The organism is Virgibacillus sp. MG-45 (assembly GCF_036409425.1).
GTDB lineage: Bacteria > Bacillota > Bacilli > Bacillales > Amphibacillaceae > LDC-1.
The window spans coordinates 1-16,415 of record NZ_JAXOFU010000001.1 but is presented as its reverse complement, the minus strand read 5'-3'; the positions used below and the strand labels follow the sequence as shown (position 1 = coordinate 16,415).

The window sequence follows — 16,415 nt, the reverse complement described above, 5'->3', positions numbered from 1 at the left end:
TAATACGAGTATTCTATATAGGGGTTGATCAATGTGAACGAACCATTTAATTTGGATGAGAATATCTTTGTTATAAAAAAATGGCAAGAAAGTAACCCAAATCTTCGTGTAGGCTTTACTACAAGAAGAGGTGGAGTAAGTGAAGAGCCATATAATCACTTTAATTTTGGACTTCATGTTGATGATTTACATGAAAATGTTATCGAAAACCGAAATCTACTTGCACAGAAGCTGCATTTTGCAGTCGAAAATTGGGTATGTGCAGAACAAGTGCATGGAGTGGAGATAAAAATCGTGGATGATGAGGATAAAGGAAAGGGAGCTAGCTCGATGAGCACTTCCATTAAAGGTACAGACGGTATAATTACAAATAAACCTGGGATTCTTTGTACCGCTTTTTTTGCAGATTGCGTACCTCTCTTTTTTTACGATCCAGAAACAGGTTATGTTGGAATCGCACATGCAGGATGGAAAGGTACTGTGAAAGGAATCGCTGCAGAAATGGTACACGCATTGATCGCATTGGGCGTTTCTGTTAATCAATTACAAGTTGCCATTGGTCCATCTATAAGTCAGCAATTTTATGAGGTAGATGATTATGTAATGAAGCAGATTCCTAAGCAGCACGTTGACAAAACTGTCACCTATCTTGAGAATGGTCGATATATGATTGATTTAAAGCAATTAAACGTCGAAATCCTTTTACAAAATGGTATATTACGTCATAATATAGAAAGAACAAACTTATGCACATTTCGCGACGAAGAACTCTTTTTCTCACATCGGCGCGATAATGGAAAGACTGGAAGAATGTTAGGATATATCGGCTTTGATGAGTGCTTATAATGAGGAGGAGACATGGCAATAATGGATGTAGCCGCAAATTTAGCAACAATTCAACAAGAAATAGATAATGTATGTATGCAAAAAAATCGAAATCCAAATGATATTACACTTATCGGCGTAACGAAATATGTTACAATAGAACGAACAAGAGAAGCAATTGATGCAGGAATTGTCAACTTAGGCGAAAATCGACTTGAAGGTTTTTTAGAGAAGTATGCGCATTTTACGAATGAAGCGAAATGGCATTTTATTGGAACATTGCAAACTCGTAAGGTAAGAGATGTGATAGATAAAATTGATGTGCTTCATTCATTAGATCGCATTTCTTTAGCAAAAGAAATTGAAAAAAGAGCAAATAAACCTGTGGATTGCTTTGTTCAAGTAAATGTAAGTGGAGAAGCGTCAAAGCATGGACTGGCTATGGAAGAAGTACTGCCCTTTATTGAGCAGCTAGCCTTGTTTCAAAAAATTAACGTAGTTGGATTAATGACAATGGCACCACATACAGATGATAAAGAGAAGATTAGATCGGTTTTTAAGCAACTTCATGCACTTCGTGTATCTGTTCAAAATAAAGGATATCCCTTTGCACCATGTAACTATTTATCAATGGGGATGAGTAATGATTATCAAATCGCTATTGAAGAAGGAGCTACCCATATACGGATTGGATCTAAGCTTGTTGGTTCCGACCACTAAATGAAAAATACATATATGTAAAAGCTTTTATAAGGTGGTGAAGATATGAGTATTAAACATAAGCTAAAATCATTTTTTACGATGGATGATGAATATGAATATGTAGAAGACGCGATGCCTACACCGGGGATGGATGATAAGCAGCGCAAGGATAATGTTGTTAACTTGACATCAATGCAACAAGCATCATCAAAAATGGTGCTTTGCGAGCCAAGGTCTTATAATGAAGTTCAGGAAATTGCTGATCATGTCGTTAATCGACGTTCTGTTGTAATTAATTTGCAACGTGTAGATCGTTATGAGGCAAAACGAATTGTTGATTTTTTAAGTGGTACAGTATATGCAATTAATGGTGATATCCAAAAGTTGGGTGCGGAAACTTTTCTATGTACACCAGATAATGTTGACGTTTCTGGCAAGATCACCGATGTTTTTGAAGAAGAGGATGAATTAGAAAAAGGATGGTAAGAGCCTATGTTTCAGTTGTTTAGATTGTTAGATTTTGTGTTATATGTTTATATATTCGCGATTATTATTTATATTTTTATGTCATGGTTCCCAGGAGCGCGAGAATCAACTGTTGGTGAATTTTTAGGGAAGATTGTTGAACCATATTTAGAACAATTCCGTAAAATAATTCCGCCATTAGGAATGATTGACTTTTCACCAATCGTAGCGATTATAGTGCTACAACTGGCAAAGGTTGGTGTGTGGGAGCTTTATAAAATACTTGTGTATTAAGGGTTAAAGCTATGGAAATTTATCAGCACTTTCGGAAAGAGGAATACCCATTTATTGATCAAGTTTTATCTTGGAAAACCTTGGTTGAAACCCGTTTTCAATCAAGGCTCACTGATTTTTTAGACCCACGAGAACAACAGATTGTTCGGATGCTTGTCAATTCATCAGGCGATGATGTGACGTTAGATTTGTTTGGTGGCGGTAATTATTCTGAACGAAAACGAGCAGTGATTTCACCGTACTATGAAGAGATAACTGAAGAATCATTTGGGGTGGTCCTTTTAGAAGCGACGTATCCGGACAAGTTTATTCAAATTGAGCATCGAGATGTATTAGGAGCTTTCTTATCGCTTGGAGTGAAACGAGAAAAGCTTGGGGATATATATGTATCAAATGGCATCATTCAAATTGTTCTAGCTAAAGAAATTTCACCGTTTGTAATGACTCAGTTAACTGCTGTAAAACGAGCTAGTATACAATTACATGAGGTATCATTTAATCAACTTATTGAAGTAGCGCCTATATGGGAAGAAGTATCAAAGACGATTTCCTCTTTAAGGCTGGATAATATAGTTAAAGAAATATATAATATACCCAGAAAGCAAGCAAATGAATACATTAATAAGCAACAAGTAAAGGTTAATTTTCGTGTGGTGGATGATGCTAAATTCCTCGTGCAACCGGGAGATATTCTTTCCCTACGAGGAAAAGGAAGAAGTAAGCTTATTGATGTCAATGGACGTACAAAAAAAGACAAAATTAGAATTACTGCCGCTTTATTAAAATAATGAACTGAAAATGCAGGAATCTGATGTTTTTTTGTCGAAATATAGGATAAACAATGTTCGTATACAAGTTTTTTGGTAAATAAGATGAGGAGGTGGCCAATGTGCCATTAACACCATTAGATATTCATAATAAAGAATTTACAAAAGGCTTTCGAGGGTATGATGAAGATGAAGTAAATGAATTTCTTGATCAAGTAATTAAAGATTATGAAATCGTAATTCGAGAAAGAAAAGAATTAAAAGAGCAAGTAGCGCAAATGAAGGATCGTTTAAGTCACTTTACGAATATTGAAGGGACTTTAAATAAGTCGATATTAATTGCGCAGGAAACAGCGGAAGAGTTAAAGAGCAATGCAACAAAAGAATCAAAGCTTATCATTAAAGAAGCAGAAAAAAATGCGGATCGTATTATTAACGAAGCGTTGAGTAAGTCACGAAGAATTTCTATTGAAGTAGAAGAATTAAAAAAACAAGCAAAAGTCTTCCGAACAAGACTAAAAATGCTTGTTGAAGCGCAACTCGATATGATATCTACCAATGATTGGGAAGGCTTATTGGATACAGATGTGGAAGAAGAATTAGATCTTGTTGAAAATGAATCATAAAGCTTGACGTATATTGCAATTTTACATATAATTCATTATCATGTAATGAATGAAATCATTTTTTAATATGTAACTACGGTGAAAGAGAAAGTATAAAAGCAAAGGCTGTGAAGCGAGTCGGGAAATGGTGGGAGCCTGATTACAGTACTTCTTTTAGAAAATCACTCTGGAGTATCCTTACGAAAAATAGCATTACCGCTATTGAGTAGGAAAGGACGTTTATTCACGTTACGAATATCGAGTGAGTTTAAGTAGCTTTGCTATTTAAATTTATAAGGGTGGTACCGCGAGTCTTCTCGTCCCTTCTGGGATTAGAAGGCTTTTTATATTATTTTGGACTATAGGAGGAAATTATGATGGATTATAAAGAAACATTACTTATGCCTAAGACAGATTTTCCGATGCGTGGAAATTTACCGAATAAAGAACCATTAAGGCAACAAGAATGGGAAGCAAACAACTTATATGAAAAGGTTCAAGAACGAACAAAAGGAAGACCGTTATTTATTTTGCATGATGGTCCCCCATATGCGAATGGAGATCTGCACATTGGTCATGCCTTAAACAAAATATTAAAGGATTTTATCGTTCGTTATAAATCAATGACGGGTTTTCAAGCGCCATATGTCCCTGGGTGGGATACGCACGGACTACCGATTGAAGCTGCTTTAACAAAAAATAAAAAAGTCGATCGTAAAAAAATGAGTATTGCAGCGTTTAGACAAAAATGTGCTGACTATGCAATGAACCAAATTGATAATCAACGGATTCAATTTAAGCAACTCGGTGTTCGTGGTGATTGGGATAATCCTTACATTACATTAACAAAGGATTATGAGGCAGCTCAAATTAAAGTATTTGGTGAAATGGCTAAAAGAGGCTATATCTATAAAGGATTAAAGCCTGTTTATTGGTCACCATCATCTGAATCTGCTTTAGCAGAGGCAGAAATTGAATATCAAGATAAGCGATCTCCTTCCATTTATGTCGCGTTTGATGTAAAAGAAGGAAATGATGTATTGAAGAACGGAGAAAAAATTATTATTTGGACGACAACACCTTGGACTATTCCAGCGAATTTAGGAATTAGCTTACATCCGGAGCTTGAATATTCGGTTGTGAAGGTGGGTGCTAATCATTTTGTCGTAGCTACAGAATTATTGGAAACAGTTGCTGAAGAATTAGGCTGGGAAAACAGCGAAACGATTCGCACGTTTGTCGGAAAACAGGCAGATAAAGTTGTTGCGAAGCATCCGTTTTATGATCGTGATTCACTTGTGATGCTAGGAGATCATGTGACAACAGATGCTGGTACTGGCTGTGTACACACTGCACCTGGTCATGGGGAAGATGATTTTTACGTGTCGAAGCGCTATGGTATCGATGCATTGTGTCCTGTTGATGAAAAAGGAGTTATGACAAATGAAGCTCCTGGCTTTGAAGGATTATTTTATGATCAAGCGAATAAACCAATTACGGAAAAATTAGAAGAGGTCGGAGCGCTTCTAAAGCTTTCATTTATTACACACTCTTATCCACATGACTGGAGAACAAAAAAACCGACGATTTTCCGAGCAACATCGCAATGGTTTGCATCGATTAAGGATTTTCGTCAAAATATTTTAGATGAAATTAAAAAAGTAAATTGGTATCCTGCATGGGGAGAAACACGTCTCTATAATATGGTCCGTGATCGGGAGGATTGGTGTATTTCTCGTCAACGTACGTGGGGGGTTCCGATTCCTGTCTTTTATGGCGAGGATGGAACACCAATAATTACGGATGAAACCATCAATCATGTTTCTCAATTGTTTAAAGAGCATGGATCTAATATATGGTTTGAAAAAGAGGCAGAAGCATTACTTCCAGATGGATTTACATCGGAGCATAGTCCGAACGGAAAATTCACGAAAGAAACCGATATTATGGACGTATGGTTTGATTCGGGTTCATCGCATGAGGCAGTTCTTGAAGGACGAGACGATCATCAGCGACCTGCAGACTTGTATTTAGAAGGAAGTGACCAATATCGTGGTTGGTTTAATTCATCCTTATCAACTGCAGTTGCTGTTACCGGTAAGGCACCTTACAAAAATGTAGTAAGCCACGGATTTGTTATGGATGGAGATGGCCGTAAGATGAGTAAGTCATTAGGAAATGTGATTTTGCCATCTAAGGTTCTAAAGCAGCTTGGTGCCGATATTTTACGCTTGTGGGTTGCTTCCGTTGATTATCAGGCTGACGTTAGAATTTCGGACGATATTTTAAAGCAAACATCGGAGGCTTATCGTAAAATTAGAAATACCTTCCGCTTTATGCTTGCAAATTTAGCAGATTTTGATCCGAAGACAGATCGTGTAGCAGAGGAAAACCTAGAGGAAGTAGATCGTTTTATGATCTATCGATTACAGCAGCTAGTAAAAGATGTGCGTGCAAGCTATGATGCATTTGAATATTCGCCAATCTTTCATCGCATCCATAACTTCTGTGCGGATGATTTAAGCTCCTTCTATTTAGACTTTGCGAAGGATGTATTATACATTGAAGCAAAAGACAATCATAGAAGAAGAAGTATTCAAACCGGTTATTATGAAATTTTAACAACATTAGTGAAGCTGTTGACACCAATAATTCCACATACTGCTGATGAGGTATGGGAGTATATTCCAGGTGTTACGGAAGAAAGTGTTCAGCTAACTGATATTCCAGAGCCAAGAAAGATTGCACAGTTCGACGTTCAAGAGGAAACAAAATGGAACCACTTCATGCTCGTTCGTGACGATGTGCTTAAAGCGCTAGAGGAAGCAAGGAATGAAAAGGTTATCGGGAAATCGTTAGAGGCAAAAATTACGCTTGTGCCAAAAGACGAAGAAACGAAAGACATCTTATTGTCGATTCCGAATCTACACCAATTATTTATCGTGTCAGAGGCAGAAATTGTAGAGAAGGATGAAAATGCGAAACCTTTCCGCTATGTTGATATTGTAGTTCAAAAGCATACTGGAGAAAAATGTGAACGTTGCTGGGTTGCTTCCAATACAGTTGGAAAAGATCAGGAGCATCCAACCCTTTGTACGCGTTGTGCGGATATCGTAAAAACAAATTATTCGTCTTAATTACGGTGTAAGCTACTAGGCTGTCCCATGGAAAAGGTGCATAAACAAATCCATTGCGGACAGCCTTTTAATATGACACAGATGATTCGAAACGATGTACAAATTGAATATAACGGAGGATGGCGCATGATATGGTATTACCTTATTGCAGCAAGCATAATTGCCGTTGACCAGTTTACAAAATGGCTTGTTGTAAAAAATATGGAGTTGTATGAACAAATACCGATTATTGATGGTTTCTTTTATCTTACCTCCCACCGAAATAAAGGAGCAGCATGGGGAATCTTACAAGACCAGATGGTATTCTTTTATATCATTACGATTATTGTCGTTATAGCAGTAGTTTATTACCTTCAGAAGTTTGCAAGAGAAAGTAAGTTACTAGCAATTGCGCTGAGTTTTATTTTAGGCGGAGCAATAGGTAATTTTATTGATCGTTTGTTTCGGAAAGAGGTTGTCGATTTTTTTGATTTTATCCTATTTAATTATGACTACCCAATTTTTAATGTTGCCGATGCAGCATTAGTCGTTGGCGTAGGAATGGTAATTATTGCTACAATAATAGACGAAAAGAAACAACGGAAAGGAACAGCTAAATGAGCTTTCAGCATGTTGTCGCCGATACGGAGGCAAAAACAAGAATTGATAAATTAATGTCGTCGATAAACCCAGAAATATCACGTTCACAAATTAAAGATTGGATTACAGACGGAAATGTTACAGTGAATGAAGAGATTGTCAAACCGAATTATAAATGCCAATCAGGGGATGTTATTCAGTGGCAAATTCCAGAAACAGTTCCTTTGAATTTAGAGCCAGAAAGCATCCCATTAGATATTATGTATGAGGATAGTGATTTATTAGTTGTAAATAAGCCAAAGGGTATGGTAGTTCATCCATCCGCTGGTCATCAAACTGGTACACTCGTTCATGCGTTATTGGCTCATTGTGATGACTTATCGGGGATTAACGGAGTCGAACGGCCTGGAATCGTTCATCGAATTGATAAAGATACAAGTGGCTTACTTGTTGTAGCAAAAAATGATCAGGCACATATTCATTTAGCAGAGCAATTAGCGGATAAACAAATGGAACGCAAATATGAAGCCCTTGTTCATGGGGTTATTCATCATGAACACGGAAAGATTGATGCCCCAATTGGCAGAGATCCGAATGATCGTCAAAGAATGGGAATTGTAGATAAGGGAAAACAAGCAGTTACCCATTTTCGGGTCATCCATCGATTTGAAAAATTTACACATATTGAGTGTCAGCTTGAAACAGGAAGAACCCATCAAATTCGGGTGCATATGCGGTATATAGGTTATCCACTCGTTGGAGACTTAAAGTATGGGCCACGAAAAACCTTGCAAATCAACGGCCAAGCACTTCACGCCAAGGTGCTCGGCTTCCAGCATCCTAGAACTGGAGAGAGGATGCGATTTGAAGTCGATGCTCCAGCATATTTTAACCAATTATTAGACGATATGAAGAATATGTATTGACAACGGTTGTAGAGTTTGGAATAATAATAACAATGAATCGAACCTTTAATATAGTCCTGTGAGGCTACAAGGGAACGGATATCTTCGTTATTGTTTATCCCTTTTTCCTCGTGGAGAAAGGGAATTTTTTTTGGGAGGAGTGGTGGCATGCGAAAAAAAACCGATTTACTCGATCATTCGGCTATCCATCGTGCGCTGACTAGGATTTCACATGAAATTCTGGAGAAGAATAAGGGTGGAGAGGATATCATTTTAGTAGGAATTAAGACTCGTGGGGTCCCGCTGGCTAAAAGGTTACAGGATAATATTAAACGGATTGAGAGCTTGGAAGTACCTTTAGGAGAATTAGATATTACCTTGTATCGTGATGATTTAGAAATCGCGGTTGAGTCTAATGATCCAGAGTTAAAGGATACAAATATTCCGATCGACATTACTGGGAAGAAAGTAATTTTAGTTGATGACGTCCTTTATACAGGAAGAACAGTAAGAGCAGCAATGGATGCAGTAATGGATATTGGTAGACCTTCGCAAATTCAATTAGCAGTGCTTGTTGATCGAGGACATCGAGAGCTACCGATAAGAGCAGATTTTGCGGGGAAAAATATTCCAACATCGGATCAGGAGATTATCGTCGTTCAATTACAGGAAACTGATGAGCAGGATGATTCTGTTAGTCTATATGAAAAAGTTTAAATATCGAAAGACCTTTAAGAAAATCCAGCGAGATTTACAAGGTCGCACAGCTTACGTATTGCTAGATAAGGATACGTTCATCTCTTTGCGACTAAAATTCGCAAAGAGTTTTTTTTATGGAGCTGAACAAAGACCAATAGGATTGTGGGATGAAATTTCATACTATTGTTAAGGAGGAAGCTATGAAACATTTTATTTCATTAGATCAATTATCTGTGGGGGAAATCATGTCGTTATTAGAAAGTGCAGAACAGCATCGGAAAAATGAAAGAAAAATAGATACTCCTTTATTTGCTGCGAATTTATTTTTTGAACCGAGTACGAGAACGAGCATGAGCTTTATCGTTTCCCAGAAAAAATTAGGAATGGAAGTCATCGATTTTCATGCAGATACGTCTAGTATAAAAAAAGGAGAATCATTGTACGATACAGCGAAAACGTTTGAGGCGATTGGAGCAAATCTTCTCGTTATTCGTCATCATGATGATAATTGGATAGAAGGGCTCGCGGATAAAATGGCAATTCCAGTTATTAATGCAGGTGCTGGAACGAAAGAGCATCCTACGCAATGCTTGCTTGATTTACTAACAATCTATCAAGAGTTTGGAGATTTTTCAAACTTGAATATCGCAATTGTTGGCGACATTAAGCACAGTAGAGTTGCACATTCCAATGCGCAAGCCTTGCAAAGGTTAGGGGCGAATGTATTCATTAGTGCTGCACCTGGATTTGAAGATCCTTGTTTAGAAATTCCAGCCTTAACGATTGATGAAGCAGTTGAACGCTGTGATGTGATTATGCTACTTCGTGTCCAGCATGAGCGTCATGCAAATAAAAAAGAATTACAAAACTATTTAGCGCATTATGGAATGACAAAAGCACGTGAACGTAAAATGAAACCGAATGCTATCATTATGCATCCCGCTCCAGTGAACAGAGGAGTTGAAATAGATGAATCCTTAGTAGAATGTAATCGCTCAAGAATTTTTAAGCAAATGGAGAATGGGGTTTATGCCAGGATGGCTGTAATAACACACTTATTAGAAGGATGGGGGATTACCAATGCGCATGCTGCTAAAGAACGCCAAGCGTTTATTGCCGGATAATACAACGGAAAACTGTGAGGTATTAATTGAAGACGATCGAATTATTTCGATTGGCGGAGCGCTTCATTCACAAGTAGATCAAGTCATCGATTGCGATAACCAGCTATTGTTGCCAGGTTTTATTGATGTTCATATTCATTTGCGTGAGCCGGGTGGCGAGCATAAAGAATCAATTGAAACAGGTACAAAAGCAGCAGCGCGAGGTGGTTTTACAACCGTTTGTGCGATGCCTAATACAAATCCTGTTCCAGATAATGTAGAACAAATACGGTCTTTACAAAAAAAAATAAAAGAAAAGGCATGCGTTCGGGTGCTTCCATATGCAGCAATTACGGAAGGTTTGCAAGGTGAAAAACTAACAAAAATTAGAGCAATTGCTGAGGAAGGGGCCTTTGCCTTCACAGACGATGGGATTGGGATTCAAACAGCGGATGTAATGCTACGTGCGATGAAGGAAGCGGCTGCTTGTGGAAAAGCGATTGTTGCCCATTGTGAGGATAACTCCATTGTGTATGGTGGCGTTGTGCATGATGGGCTTGTTAGTGAGCGATTAGAGCTACCGGGAATTCCGCAACTAAGTGAATCCGTACAAATTGCAAGAGACGTATTATTAGCAGAAGCAACAGGATGTCATTATCATGTTTGCCATGTTAGTTCAAAGGAATCTGTTCGTGTCATTCGAGATGCAAAAAAAGCAGGGATCCATGTAACTGCGGAGGTTACACCACATCATCTTCTATTAAATGAAACGGCAATCATTACAAAAGATACAAATTTTAAAATGAATCCACCCCTTCGAAGTAAAGCAGACCAACAAGCCTTATTAGAAGGTCTACTTGATGGGACAATTGATTTTATTGCAACGGATCATGCCCCACATGCTACTGATGAAAAAGCAAAAGGAATGCTCGATTCTCCATTTGGAATCGTTGGACTCGAAACAGCTTTTCCGTTGCTTTATACGTATCTTGTAAAAACAAAGCAAGTAACCTTACAGCAATTGGTAGAATGGCTAACGATAAAGCCTGCTCTTGTATTTAACCTTCCGTACGGCAAGCTCGAAGAAGGAGCTGTCGCGGATATGACCGTAGTAGATATAGAAGAAGTGTCTTTAATTGACCGAGCTCAATTTTTTTCGAAGGGAAAAAACACCCCATTTCATGGCTGGAAGGTGCAAGGTCAACCTACGTTAACAATCGTTGAAGGGAACATTGTTTTTAAAGCGTCCACTCGATGATAAAGCTTCAGATGGGACGCTTTCCGATCCGAAACGTTTTTTCATGTGGACTGCAACGTACTATATTAAATGGATAATAAATTGATTTCTATAACGAATAAAGAGGCTGTGTAAAGAGATGAGAAAAGAACCATTACGAATTCAACAAAAGCACCAAATTGCAAAGGATACAATCGAAATGGTGCTACAAAATAATCGGGTAAGTAAGTGTGCAAAGCCAGGGCAATTTATCCATTTATCTGTGAATGGACATACACTAAGACGCCCAATTTCCATAGCAGATGTAAATAAGCAAGCAGGAACGGTTACGCTCCTATTTAAGGTTGTAGGCAAAGGGACTTCCGCGCTTGCAAATCTTCACGTAGATGAAGTGATTGATGGAATTGGTCCGATAGGGAATGGTTTTCCGATAGATAGAATGCAAGATTCAACGGTCTTATTAATTGGCGGTGGGATTGGCGTTCCACCACTTTATTATCTTGGAAAAGAATTGAGTAAGCAAGGCTGCCAAATAACAGCAGTATTAGGCTTTCAAAGCTTGAATTATGTGTTTTATGAGGAACAGTTTCGTCAATTAGGAGAGACGGTTATTGTGACAGAAGATGGTTCATATGGCTTAAAAGGGCTCGTTACAGCTGCACTTCCAGATAAGAAACAAGTCGATGTTTTTTGCACCTGTGGTCCTGTTCCCATGCTAAAAGCAGTTACATCCAACCTACAAGGTGTTCCAGGCTATATTTCGATGGAAGAACGGATGGGATGTGGAGTTGGTGCATGTTTTGCATGTATTGTTCCATCCAACAATGAAATTGGGTACAAAAAAATATGCAAGGATGGTCCAGTATTTGCAGTAGGGGAGGTTATTCTATGATAAACACGTCGATTGAATTACCAGGTTTATCACTGAAAAATCCAATAATGCCTGCTTCAGGGTGCTTTGGTTTTGGCAGAGAATATAGTCAATTTTATGATTTAGGAAAATTAGGTGCTGTTATGATGAAGGCAGCTACTGAAAATATGCGGCTAGGAAATCCAACTCCACGCGTTACGGAAACAGAAAGTGGCATGCTAAACGCAATTGGACTTCAAAATCCAGGTGTGCATACGATTATTGAGGAAGAGGTTCCTTTTCTTGCCCAATATGATACGTGTATCATTGCTAATATTGCGGGCAGCACGAAAGAGGAATATGAACGCGTTGCCTATGCCTTTAATGATGTAAAGACAGTTCATGCACTTGAGCTTAACATATCCTGTCCGAATGTAACGGCTGGCGGCGTTCAGTTTGGAACAGATCCCAACATCGCAGCTCAAGTTACAATGGCTGTGAAAAAGGTTAGTAATAAACCAGTGTATGTAAAATTATCACCGAATGTATCGAATATCGTAGAAATGGCGAAAGCAGTGGAAGCGGCTGGTGCAGACGGGCTTAGTTTGATAAATACACTAACTGGGATGCAAATACATCTTCCATCTAAAACACCAGTGCTCGCAAATAAAACAGGGGGGCTTTCAGGACCAGCCATTAAACCGGTAGCAATTCGCATGGTCTATGAGGTGTACGAGCATGTTTCTATACCAATCATTGGGATGGGTGGTGTTTCAACTGCAACCGATGTACTTGAATTTTTACTTGCTGGTGCTAGTGCAGTAGCAGTTGGAACAGCTAATTTTCAAAATCCGTATGTCTGTCCAGAAATTATTGACGCTTTGCCGACTGTCTTAAAGGAAAACGGATTCCGTTCGGTCGAGGATGCGATTGGAAAGGGGCATGGGATATGAGGGGTTCAATGTATCTTGCACTGGATTTTCCGAGCTGGGAGGAATCGAAGCACTTTTTAAAGGTGCATCGATTACAGCAAGTCCCTGTAAAAATAGGAATGGAGCTTTTTTATCGCGAAGGACCAAGTGTTGTAGAAAAATTAATCGCGGAAAACTATCCAGTGTTTTTAGATTTGAAATTGCATGATATTCCTAACACGGTGAAGCAGGCGATGATGAATCTGGCAAGGCTTAATATGGATATCGTTAATGTTCATGCGCTTGGTGGGGCGAAAATGATTGAACAAGCCAAAGAAGGACTATTACAAGGAAATCCAAATGGAAAGACAAAATTAATTGCCGTTACAATATTAACTTCTATGGATGAAGGTGTTGTGAAAAATGAATTGCACCTCCAAGGTGGAATGAAAGCAGAAGCGGTTCACCTTGCTAAGCTAGCAAAAAATAATGGGGCTGATGGTGTGGTATGTTCTGTTCATGAAGCGAAGCAGATTAAAGCAGCTTGTGGGGAGGGATTTTTAACCGTTACTCCTGGAATCCGATTGGCACAATCTCATCAGCATGATCAAATAAGAATCGCAACACCTGCGTATGCAAAAAAACAGCAAGCAGATATCCTCGTTATTGGACGAAGTATTACAAAAGCACTTGATCCTCATCAAGCTTATCAACAAGCATTAAAGGAGTGGAATAATGGCGAATGAATGGGAATTAGCACAAGATTTATTGCAGATCAAAGCAATTCAAATAAACGCAGAATCATATTTTACGTGGACCTCAGGGATTCAGTCGCCGATTTATTGTGATAATCGACTTACCATGTCTTATCCTGCTATTCGTAAGAAAATTACGGATGCATTTGAACATATGATTGTTGACATGAATGTAAAGACTGATATTATTGTTGGCTGTGCTACAGCAGGTATTCCACATGCGGCTTGGTTAGCAGATCGATTAGATCTTCCGATGGTATATGTAAGGTCAAAGCCGAAGGGACATGGGAAAGGAAATCAAGTAGAAGGGCGAATCACCCCTGGACAAAAGGCTATTGTGATCGAAGATTTAATCTCAACAGGTGGATCTGCGATTGAAACTGCGCAAGTATTGCAGCGAGCTGGAGTAGAGGTGATTGGTGTTCTAGCTATTTTTACATATGGGCTTCAAGTAGCTACTGAGCGCTTTTCTGCATTACAGCTTCCCCTTCAAACGATAACAAGCTTTGATCAGCTTGTTTCGATGATGGAGGCAAGAGGAGAGGTTAATCGTCATCAAAAGCAGAAATTATTCGAATGGCGACAAGCATTATAGTCGTTGCACATTGCAACAATCATAAGGAATTATGTATAAGGCCCCATCTAGTTGAAGATAAAACTAGATGGGATAATTTCTTTTAGGAATCGGGATGTTCTTTTATACACAATGTCATCCATTCGTCGATAGATATAGAATCAATGGAATTGTTTTTCATTTGGATTTGAAAATAACTTCGATATGCAGCTGGTGCTGCTAGCAAATAGTCTTCTAGCTTCTTCTTTACATCTTCCGCTAGTCCAGCTCGTGCTATCCATTCATTATAGGGCAATGTTTTCTTACGAGTATGTTCTTTGTGAATTTGCAGCTTATTTTGTTGGATGAAGCCTCTCCATTTCGAAACGTTATGTGCTTTAACATGGCTCTTGTCACGTATTTTTTCAAACGTATTATAAAATATATCTAGTTTTGTATCCTCAGGAGCAACATTGTCAATTAACAGGAATTTTCCGTTTGGTTTTAGCACCCGAGCAACTTCTAATATAAATTGATTCGGATTGGAAAAATGATGTGCGGCAATACGACATGTGACAATATCAAATTGACTGTTCAAAAACGGTAGCTGTTCTGCGTCTGCAACACAATAAAGAATGTTTGACTGGTCTTCTAGATGCTTTGCTGCTGCAAAAAGCATTTCCCGCGTAACGTCTAAAGCAATAACATGTTTTGTATGCATTGCCAGCTGTTTTGCAACATGACCACCCCCAGTAGCAATATCTAAGCATACCATGTTCGAAGCTGGCTTGAGCCATTCTATAATTGTTTTCAAGTCCTTTTCGTTTGCATGCGTACTACTAGTAATATATTCTTCTGTATTTCTAGCAAATATCGTTTCCGTCAGTTTACTATTATCCACGCTATCCCTTCTCTCCATGTTGTTCCTTTCTCATTCTTAGTTTAAAAACAGTTGTGCAATAAGTAAAATACTAATATATAATAGAAAGTGATAATAATTTATTATATGGTGGTGAGAAGATGAAAATAGAAGACTATGAACTATTGTTAAAGCTGCAGGAAATTGGAACGATCCGTGGTACAGCAAAGGCGATTCTTATTTCACAGCCTGCTGTAACACAACGATTAAAATATATTGAAGCATACTTTGGACAAGCTATTTTTATTCGATCTCCGAAACGACTTATTTTGACCCCAGCAGGCGAGTTAATTCTTCAGCATGCTAAACAAGTTATCGATGGCGAAAGGGCGATTGTGAATAAACTTGCTAGTTCGAGTAGTGAAGTTCAAGGAACATTATCCATTGCGTGTTCTTCATTAATTAGTCAGCGTTTTTTACCCGCTATTCTAGGAGAGTACACAGCTCTTTATCCAAATGTAACAATTGATTTAGTAACAGGAATTAGTGAGGATATTCGAAAAAATCATAAAGATTTTCATGTTTGTATTATTCGCGGAGATAAGTTAAAGGAAAGTACATGTATCCGTCTGTTTCAGGATCCACTATATATTTTTGATACAGAACCGTTTCCATTAGGGAAGTTGAAGGAAAGACCATTAATCGCATTTAAGAGTGACGATAGTATGCACGAGCTTGTGGACAATTGGTTGTATCATCATCAACACGATATTAAACCGTTGAAAACAATCCGAGTAGATCAAATAGAGACGTGTAAGCAATTTATGAAGCAAGGAATTGGCATGGCAGTATTACCAGAAAGTGTTTCTGATTCCATGAAAGAAGAATATCCACACATTCCATTAATGCTAGCAGGGAAGAAGGTTACGCGTGATTCCTGGGTATGCTTTCAAGAAGGGATCCGTGATCTTCCACAAGTTCATGAATTTATATCCTTATTAACGAAAGAAACTTTTTTATCGCATTAAAGAAAGGAATGAGAAAAAAGGGCAATCGAATTTTTCCGATTGATGTGAACCCCTAGAGTTAGACCAAAAAATCTAACTCTAGGGGTGTTTTAGTATGGCAAAGTATGACTTGGCTTTTAAGCTAGCGGTGGTACAAGCTTA

At 38.3% G+C, this 16,415-nt stretch carries 18 protein-coding genes and 1 other annotated feature; of the genes, 17 read left to right on the top strand and 1 reads right to left on the bottom strand.

Going from position 1 to position 16,415, the window contains the following annotated elements; translation table 11 throughout:
* Nucleotides 1–33 precede the first annotated feature (33 nt).
* The 16 genes from pgeF to pyrE all read left to right on the top strand — a co-directional run bounded on the left by pgeF (nt 34) and on the right by pyrE (nt 14,429).
* Nucleotides 34–846: a peptidoglycan editing factor PgeF gene (gene pgeF, locus SPK86_RS00090; RefSeq protein ID WP_284140891.1), complete on the top strand. Its 813-nt coding sequence runs from the start codon at nt 34–36 to the stop codon at nt 844–846.
* Between the two features lie 21 nt (nt 847–867).
* Entirely contained in the window at nt 868–1,545 is a 678-nt protein-coding gene (locus tag SPK86_RS00085; protein WP_330948581.1) for a YggS family pyridoxal phosphate-dependent enzyme, read from the top strand.
* A 45-nt stretch (nt 1,546–1,590) separates the two neighbouring features.
* Nucleotides 1,591–2,013, top strand: a complete 423-nt coding sequence (locus SPK86_RS00080) for a cell division protein SepF (RefSeq protein WP_284140890.1) — start codon at nt 1,591–1,593, stop codon at nt 2,011–2,013.
* A gap of 6 nt (nt 2,014–2,019) precedes the next feature.
* Nucleotides 2,020–2,286: a YggT family protein gene (locus SPK86_RS00075; RefSeq protein WP_284140889.1), complete on the top strand. Its 267-nt coding sequence runs from the start codon at nt 2,020–2,022 to the stop codon at nt 2,284–2,286.
* Between the two features lie 11 nt (nt 2,287–2,297).
* Nucleotides 2,298–3,074, top strand: coding sequence for a YlmH family RNA-binding protein (locus SPK86_RS00070; protein ID WP_330948424.1), 777 nt, complete (start codon nt 2,298–2,300; stop codon nt 3,072–3,074).
* Between the two features lie 101 nt (nt 3,075–3,175).
* On the top strand, nt 3,176–3,679 hold the full coding sequence (locus SPK86_RS00065) for a DivIVA domain-containing protein (protein WP_284140887.1): 504 nt from the start codon (nt 3,176–3,178) through the stop codon (nt 3,677–3,679).
* A 69-nt stretch (nt 3,680–3,748) separates the two neighbouring features.
* Nucleotides 3,749–3,986, top strand: a binding site (T-box leader).
* Between the two features lie 49 nt (nt 3,987–4,035).
* Entirely contained in the window at nt 4,036–6,795 is a 2,760-nt protein-coding gene (ileS, locus tag SPK86_RS00060; RefSeq protein WP_284140978.1) for an isoleucine--tRNA ligase, read from the top strand.
* Nucleotides 6,796–6,921: 126 nt separating this feature from the next.
* Nucleotides 6,922–7,395 carry a signal peptidase II gene (lspA, locus tag SPK86_RS00055; protein ID WP_284140977.1) on the top strand — a complete coding sequence of 158 codons (474 nt, stop codon included), beginning with the start codon at nt 6,922–6,924 and terminating at the stop codon, nt 7,393–7,395.
* Entirely contained in the window at nt 7,392–8,300 is a 909-nt protein-coding gene (locus tag SPK86_RS00050; RefSeq protein WP_330948423.1) for an RluA family pseudouridine synthase, read from the top strand. The genes lspA and SPK86_RS00050 overlap by 4 nt, the downstream gene beginning before the upstream one ends.
* Before the next feature lie 147 nt (nt 8,301–8,447).
* Nucleotides 8,448–8,996 (top strand): bifunctional pyr operon transcriptional regulator/uracil phosphoribosyltransferase PyrR, encoded by a 549-nt coding sequence (gene pyrR / locus SPK86_RS00045; protein WP_284140885.1) that lies wholly within the window; start codon nt 8,448–8,450, stop codon nt 8,994–8,996.
* Between the two features lie 182 nt (nt 8,997–9,178).
* Nucleotides 9,179–10,102 (top strand): aspartate carbamoyltransferase catalytic subunit, encoded by a 924-nt coding sequence (locus tag SPK86_RS00040; protein ID WP_284140884.1) that lies wholly within the window; start codon nt 9,179–9,181, stop codon nt 10,100–10,102.
* On the top strand, nt 10,059–11,339 hold the full coding sequence (locus tag SPK86_RS00035; RefSeq protein ID WP_330948422.1) for a dihydroorotase: 1,281 nt from the start codon (nt 10,059–10,061) through the stop codon (nt 11,337–11,339). Before SPK86_RS00040 ends, SPK86_RS00035 begins: the two co-directional genes overlap by 44 nt.
* 118 nt (nt 11,340–11,457) lie before the next feature.
* Nucleotides 11,458–12,210: a dihydroorotate dehydrogenase electron transfer subunit gene (locus tag SPK86_RS00030; RefSeq protein ID WP_284140882.1), complete on the top strand. Its 753-nt coding sequence runs from the start codon at nt 11,458–11,460 to the stop codon at nt 12,208–12,210.
* Nucleotides 12,210–13,121, top strand: coding sequence for a dihydroorotate dehydrogenase (locus SPK86_RS00025; RefSeq protein ID WP_330948580.1), 912 nt, complete (start codon nt 12,210–12,212; stop codon nt 13,119–13,121). Before SPK86_RS00030 ends, SPK86_RS00025 begins: the two co-directional genes overlap by 1 nt.
* Nucleotides 13,118–13,825, top strand: a complete 708-nt coding sequence (gene pyrF, locus SPK86_RS00020; protein WP_330948421.1) for an orotidine-5'-phosphate decarboxylase — start codon at nt 13,118–13,120, stop codon at nt 13,823–13,825. The genes SPK86_RS00025 and pyrF overlap by 4 nt, the downstream gene beginning before the upstream one ends.
* A complete protein-coding gene (gene pyrE, locus SPK86_RS00015) occupies nt 13,815–14,429 on the top strand; it encodes an orotate phosphoribosyltransferase (RefSeq protein ID WP_330948420.1) in 615 nt (204 codons plus the stop codon). Before pyrF ends, pyrE begins: the two co-directional genes overlap by 11 nt.
* 82 nt (nt 14,430–14,511) lie before the next feature.
* Here pyrE and SPK86_RS00010 read toward each other — a convergent pair whose 3' ends face one another.
* The gene (locus SPK86_RS00010) at nt 14,512–15,288 is read right to left on the bottom strand and encodes a class I SAM-dependent methyltransferase (RefSeq protein ID WP_330948419.1); all 777 of its coding nucleotides are present in this window, start codon (nt 15,286–15,288) and stop codon (nt 14,512–14,514) included.
* A 119-nt stretch (nt 15,289–15,407) separates the two neighbouring features.
* On the opposite strand from SPK86_RS00010, the gene SPK86_RS00005 reads away from it, so the two are divergent.
* Nucleotides 15,408–16,274, top strand: coding sequence for a LysR family transcriptional regulator (locus SPK86_RS00005; RefSeq protein WP_284140878.1), 867 nt, complete (start codon nt 15,408–15,410; stop codon nt 16,272–16,274).
* The last annotated feature ends 141 nt before the right edge of the window (nt 16,275–16,415 follow it).

Coding starts and splice junctions, on each gene's coding strand:
- SPK86_RS00085 (WP_330948581.1), top strand. CDS start 868: ATGGATGTAGCCGCAAATTTAGCAACAATTCAACAAGAAATAGATAAT.
- SPK86_RS00080 (WP_284140890.1), top strand. CDS start 1,591: ATGAGTATTAAACATAAGCTAAAATCATTTTTTACGATGGATGATGAA.
- SPK86_RS00075 (WP_284140889.1), top strand. CDS start 2,020: ATGTTTCAGTTGTTTAGATTGTTAGATTTTGTGTTATATGTTTATATA.
- SPK86_RS00070 (WP_330948424.1), top strand. CDS start 2,298: ATGGAAATTTATCAGCACTTTCGGAAAGAGGAATACCCATTTATTGAT.
- ileS (WP_284140978.1), top strand. CDS start 4,036: ATGGATTATAAAGAAACATTACTTATGCCTAAGACAGATTTTCCGATG.
- lspA (WP_284140977.1), top strand. CDS start 6,922: ATGATATGGTATTACCTTATTGCAGCAAGCATAATTGCCGTTGACCAG.
- SPK86_RS00050 (WP_330948423.1), top strand. CDS start 7,392: ATGAGCTTTCAGCATGTTGTCGCCGATACGGAGGCAAAAACAAGAATT.
- pyrR (WP_284140885.1), top strand. CDS start 8,448: ATGCGAAAAAAAACCGATTTACTCGATCATTCGGCTATCCATCGTGCG.
- SPK86_RS00040 (WP_284140884.1), top strand. CDS start 9,179: ATGAAACATTTTATTTCATTAGATCAATTATCTGTGGGGGAAATCATG.
- SPK86_RS00035 (WP_330948422.1), top strand. CDS start 10,059: ATGCGCATGCTGCTAAAGAACGCCAAGCGTTTATTGCCGGATAATACA.
- SPK86_RS00030 (WP_284140882.1), top strand. CDS start 11,458: ATGAGAAAAGAACCATTACGAATTCAACAAAAGCACCAAATTGCAAAG.
- pyrF (WP_330948421.1), top strand. CDS start 13,118: ATGAGGGGTTCAATGTATCTTGCACTGGATTTTCCGAGCTGGGAGGAA.
- pyrE (WP_330948420.1), top strand. CDS start 13,815: ATGGCGAATGAATGGGAATTAGCACAAGATTTATTGCAGATCAAAGCA.
- SPK86_RS00005 (WP_284140878.1), top strand. CDS start 15,408: ATGAAAATAGAAGACTATGAACTATTGTTAAAGCTGCAGGAAATTGGA.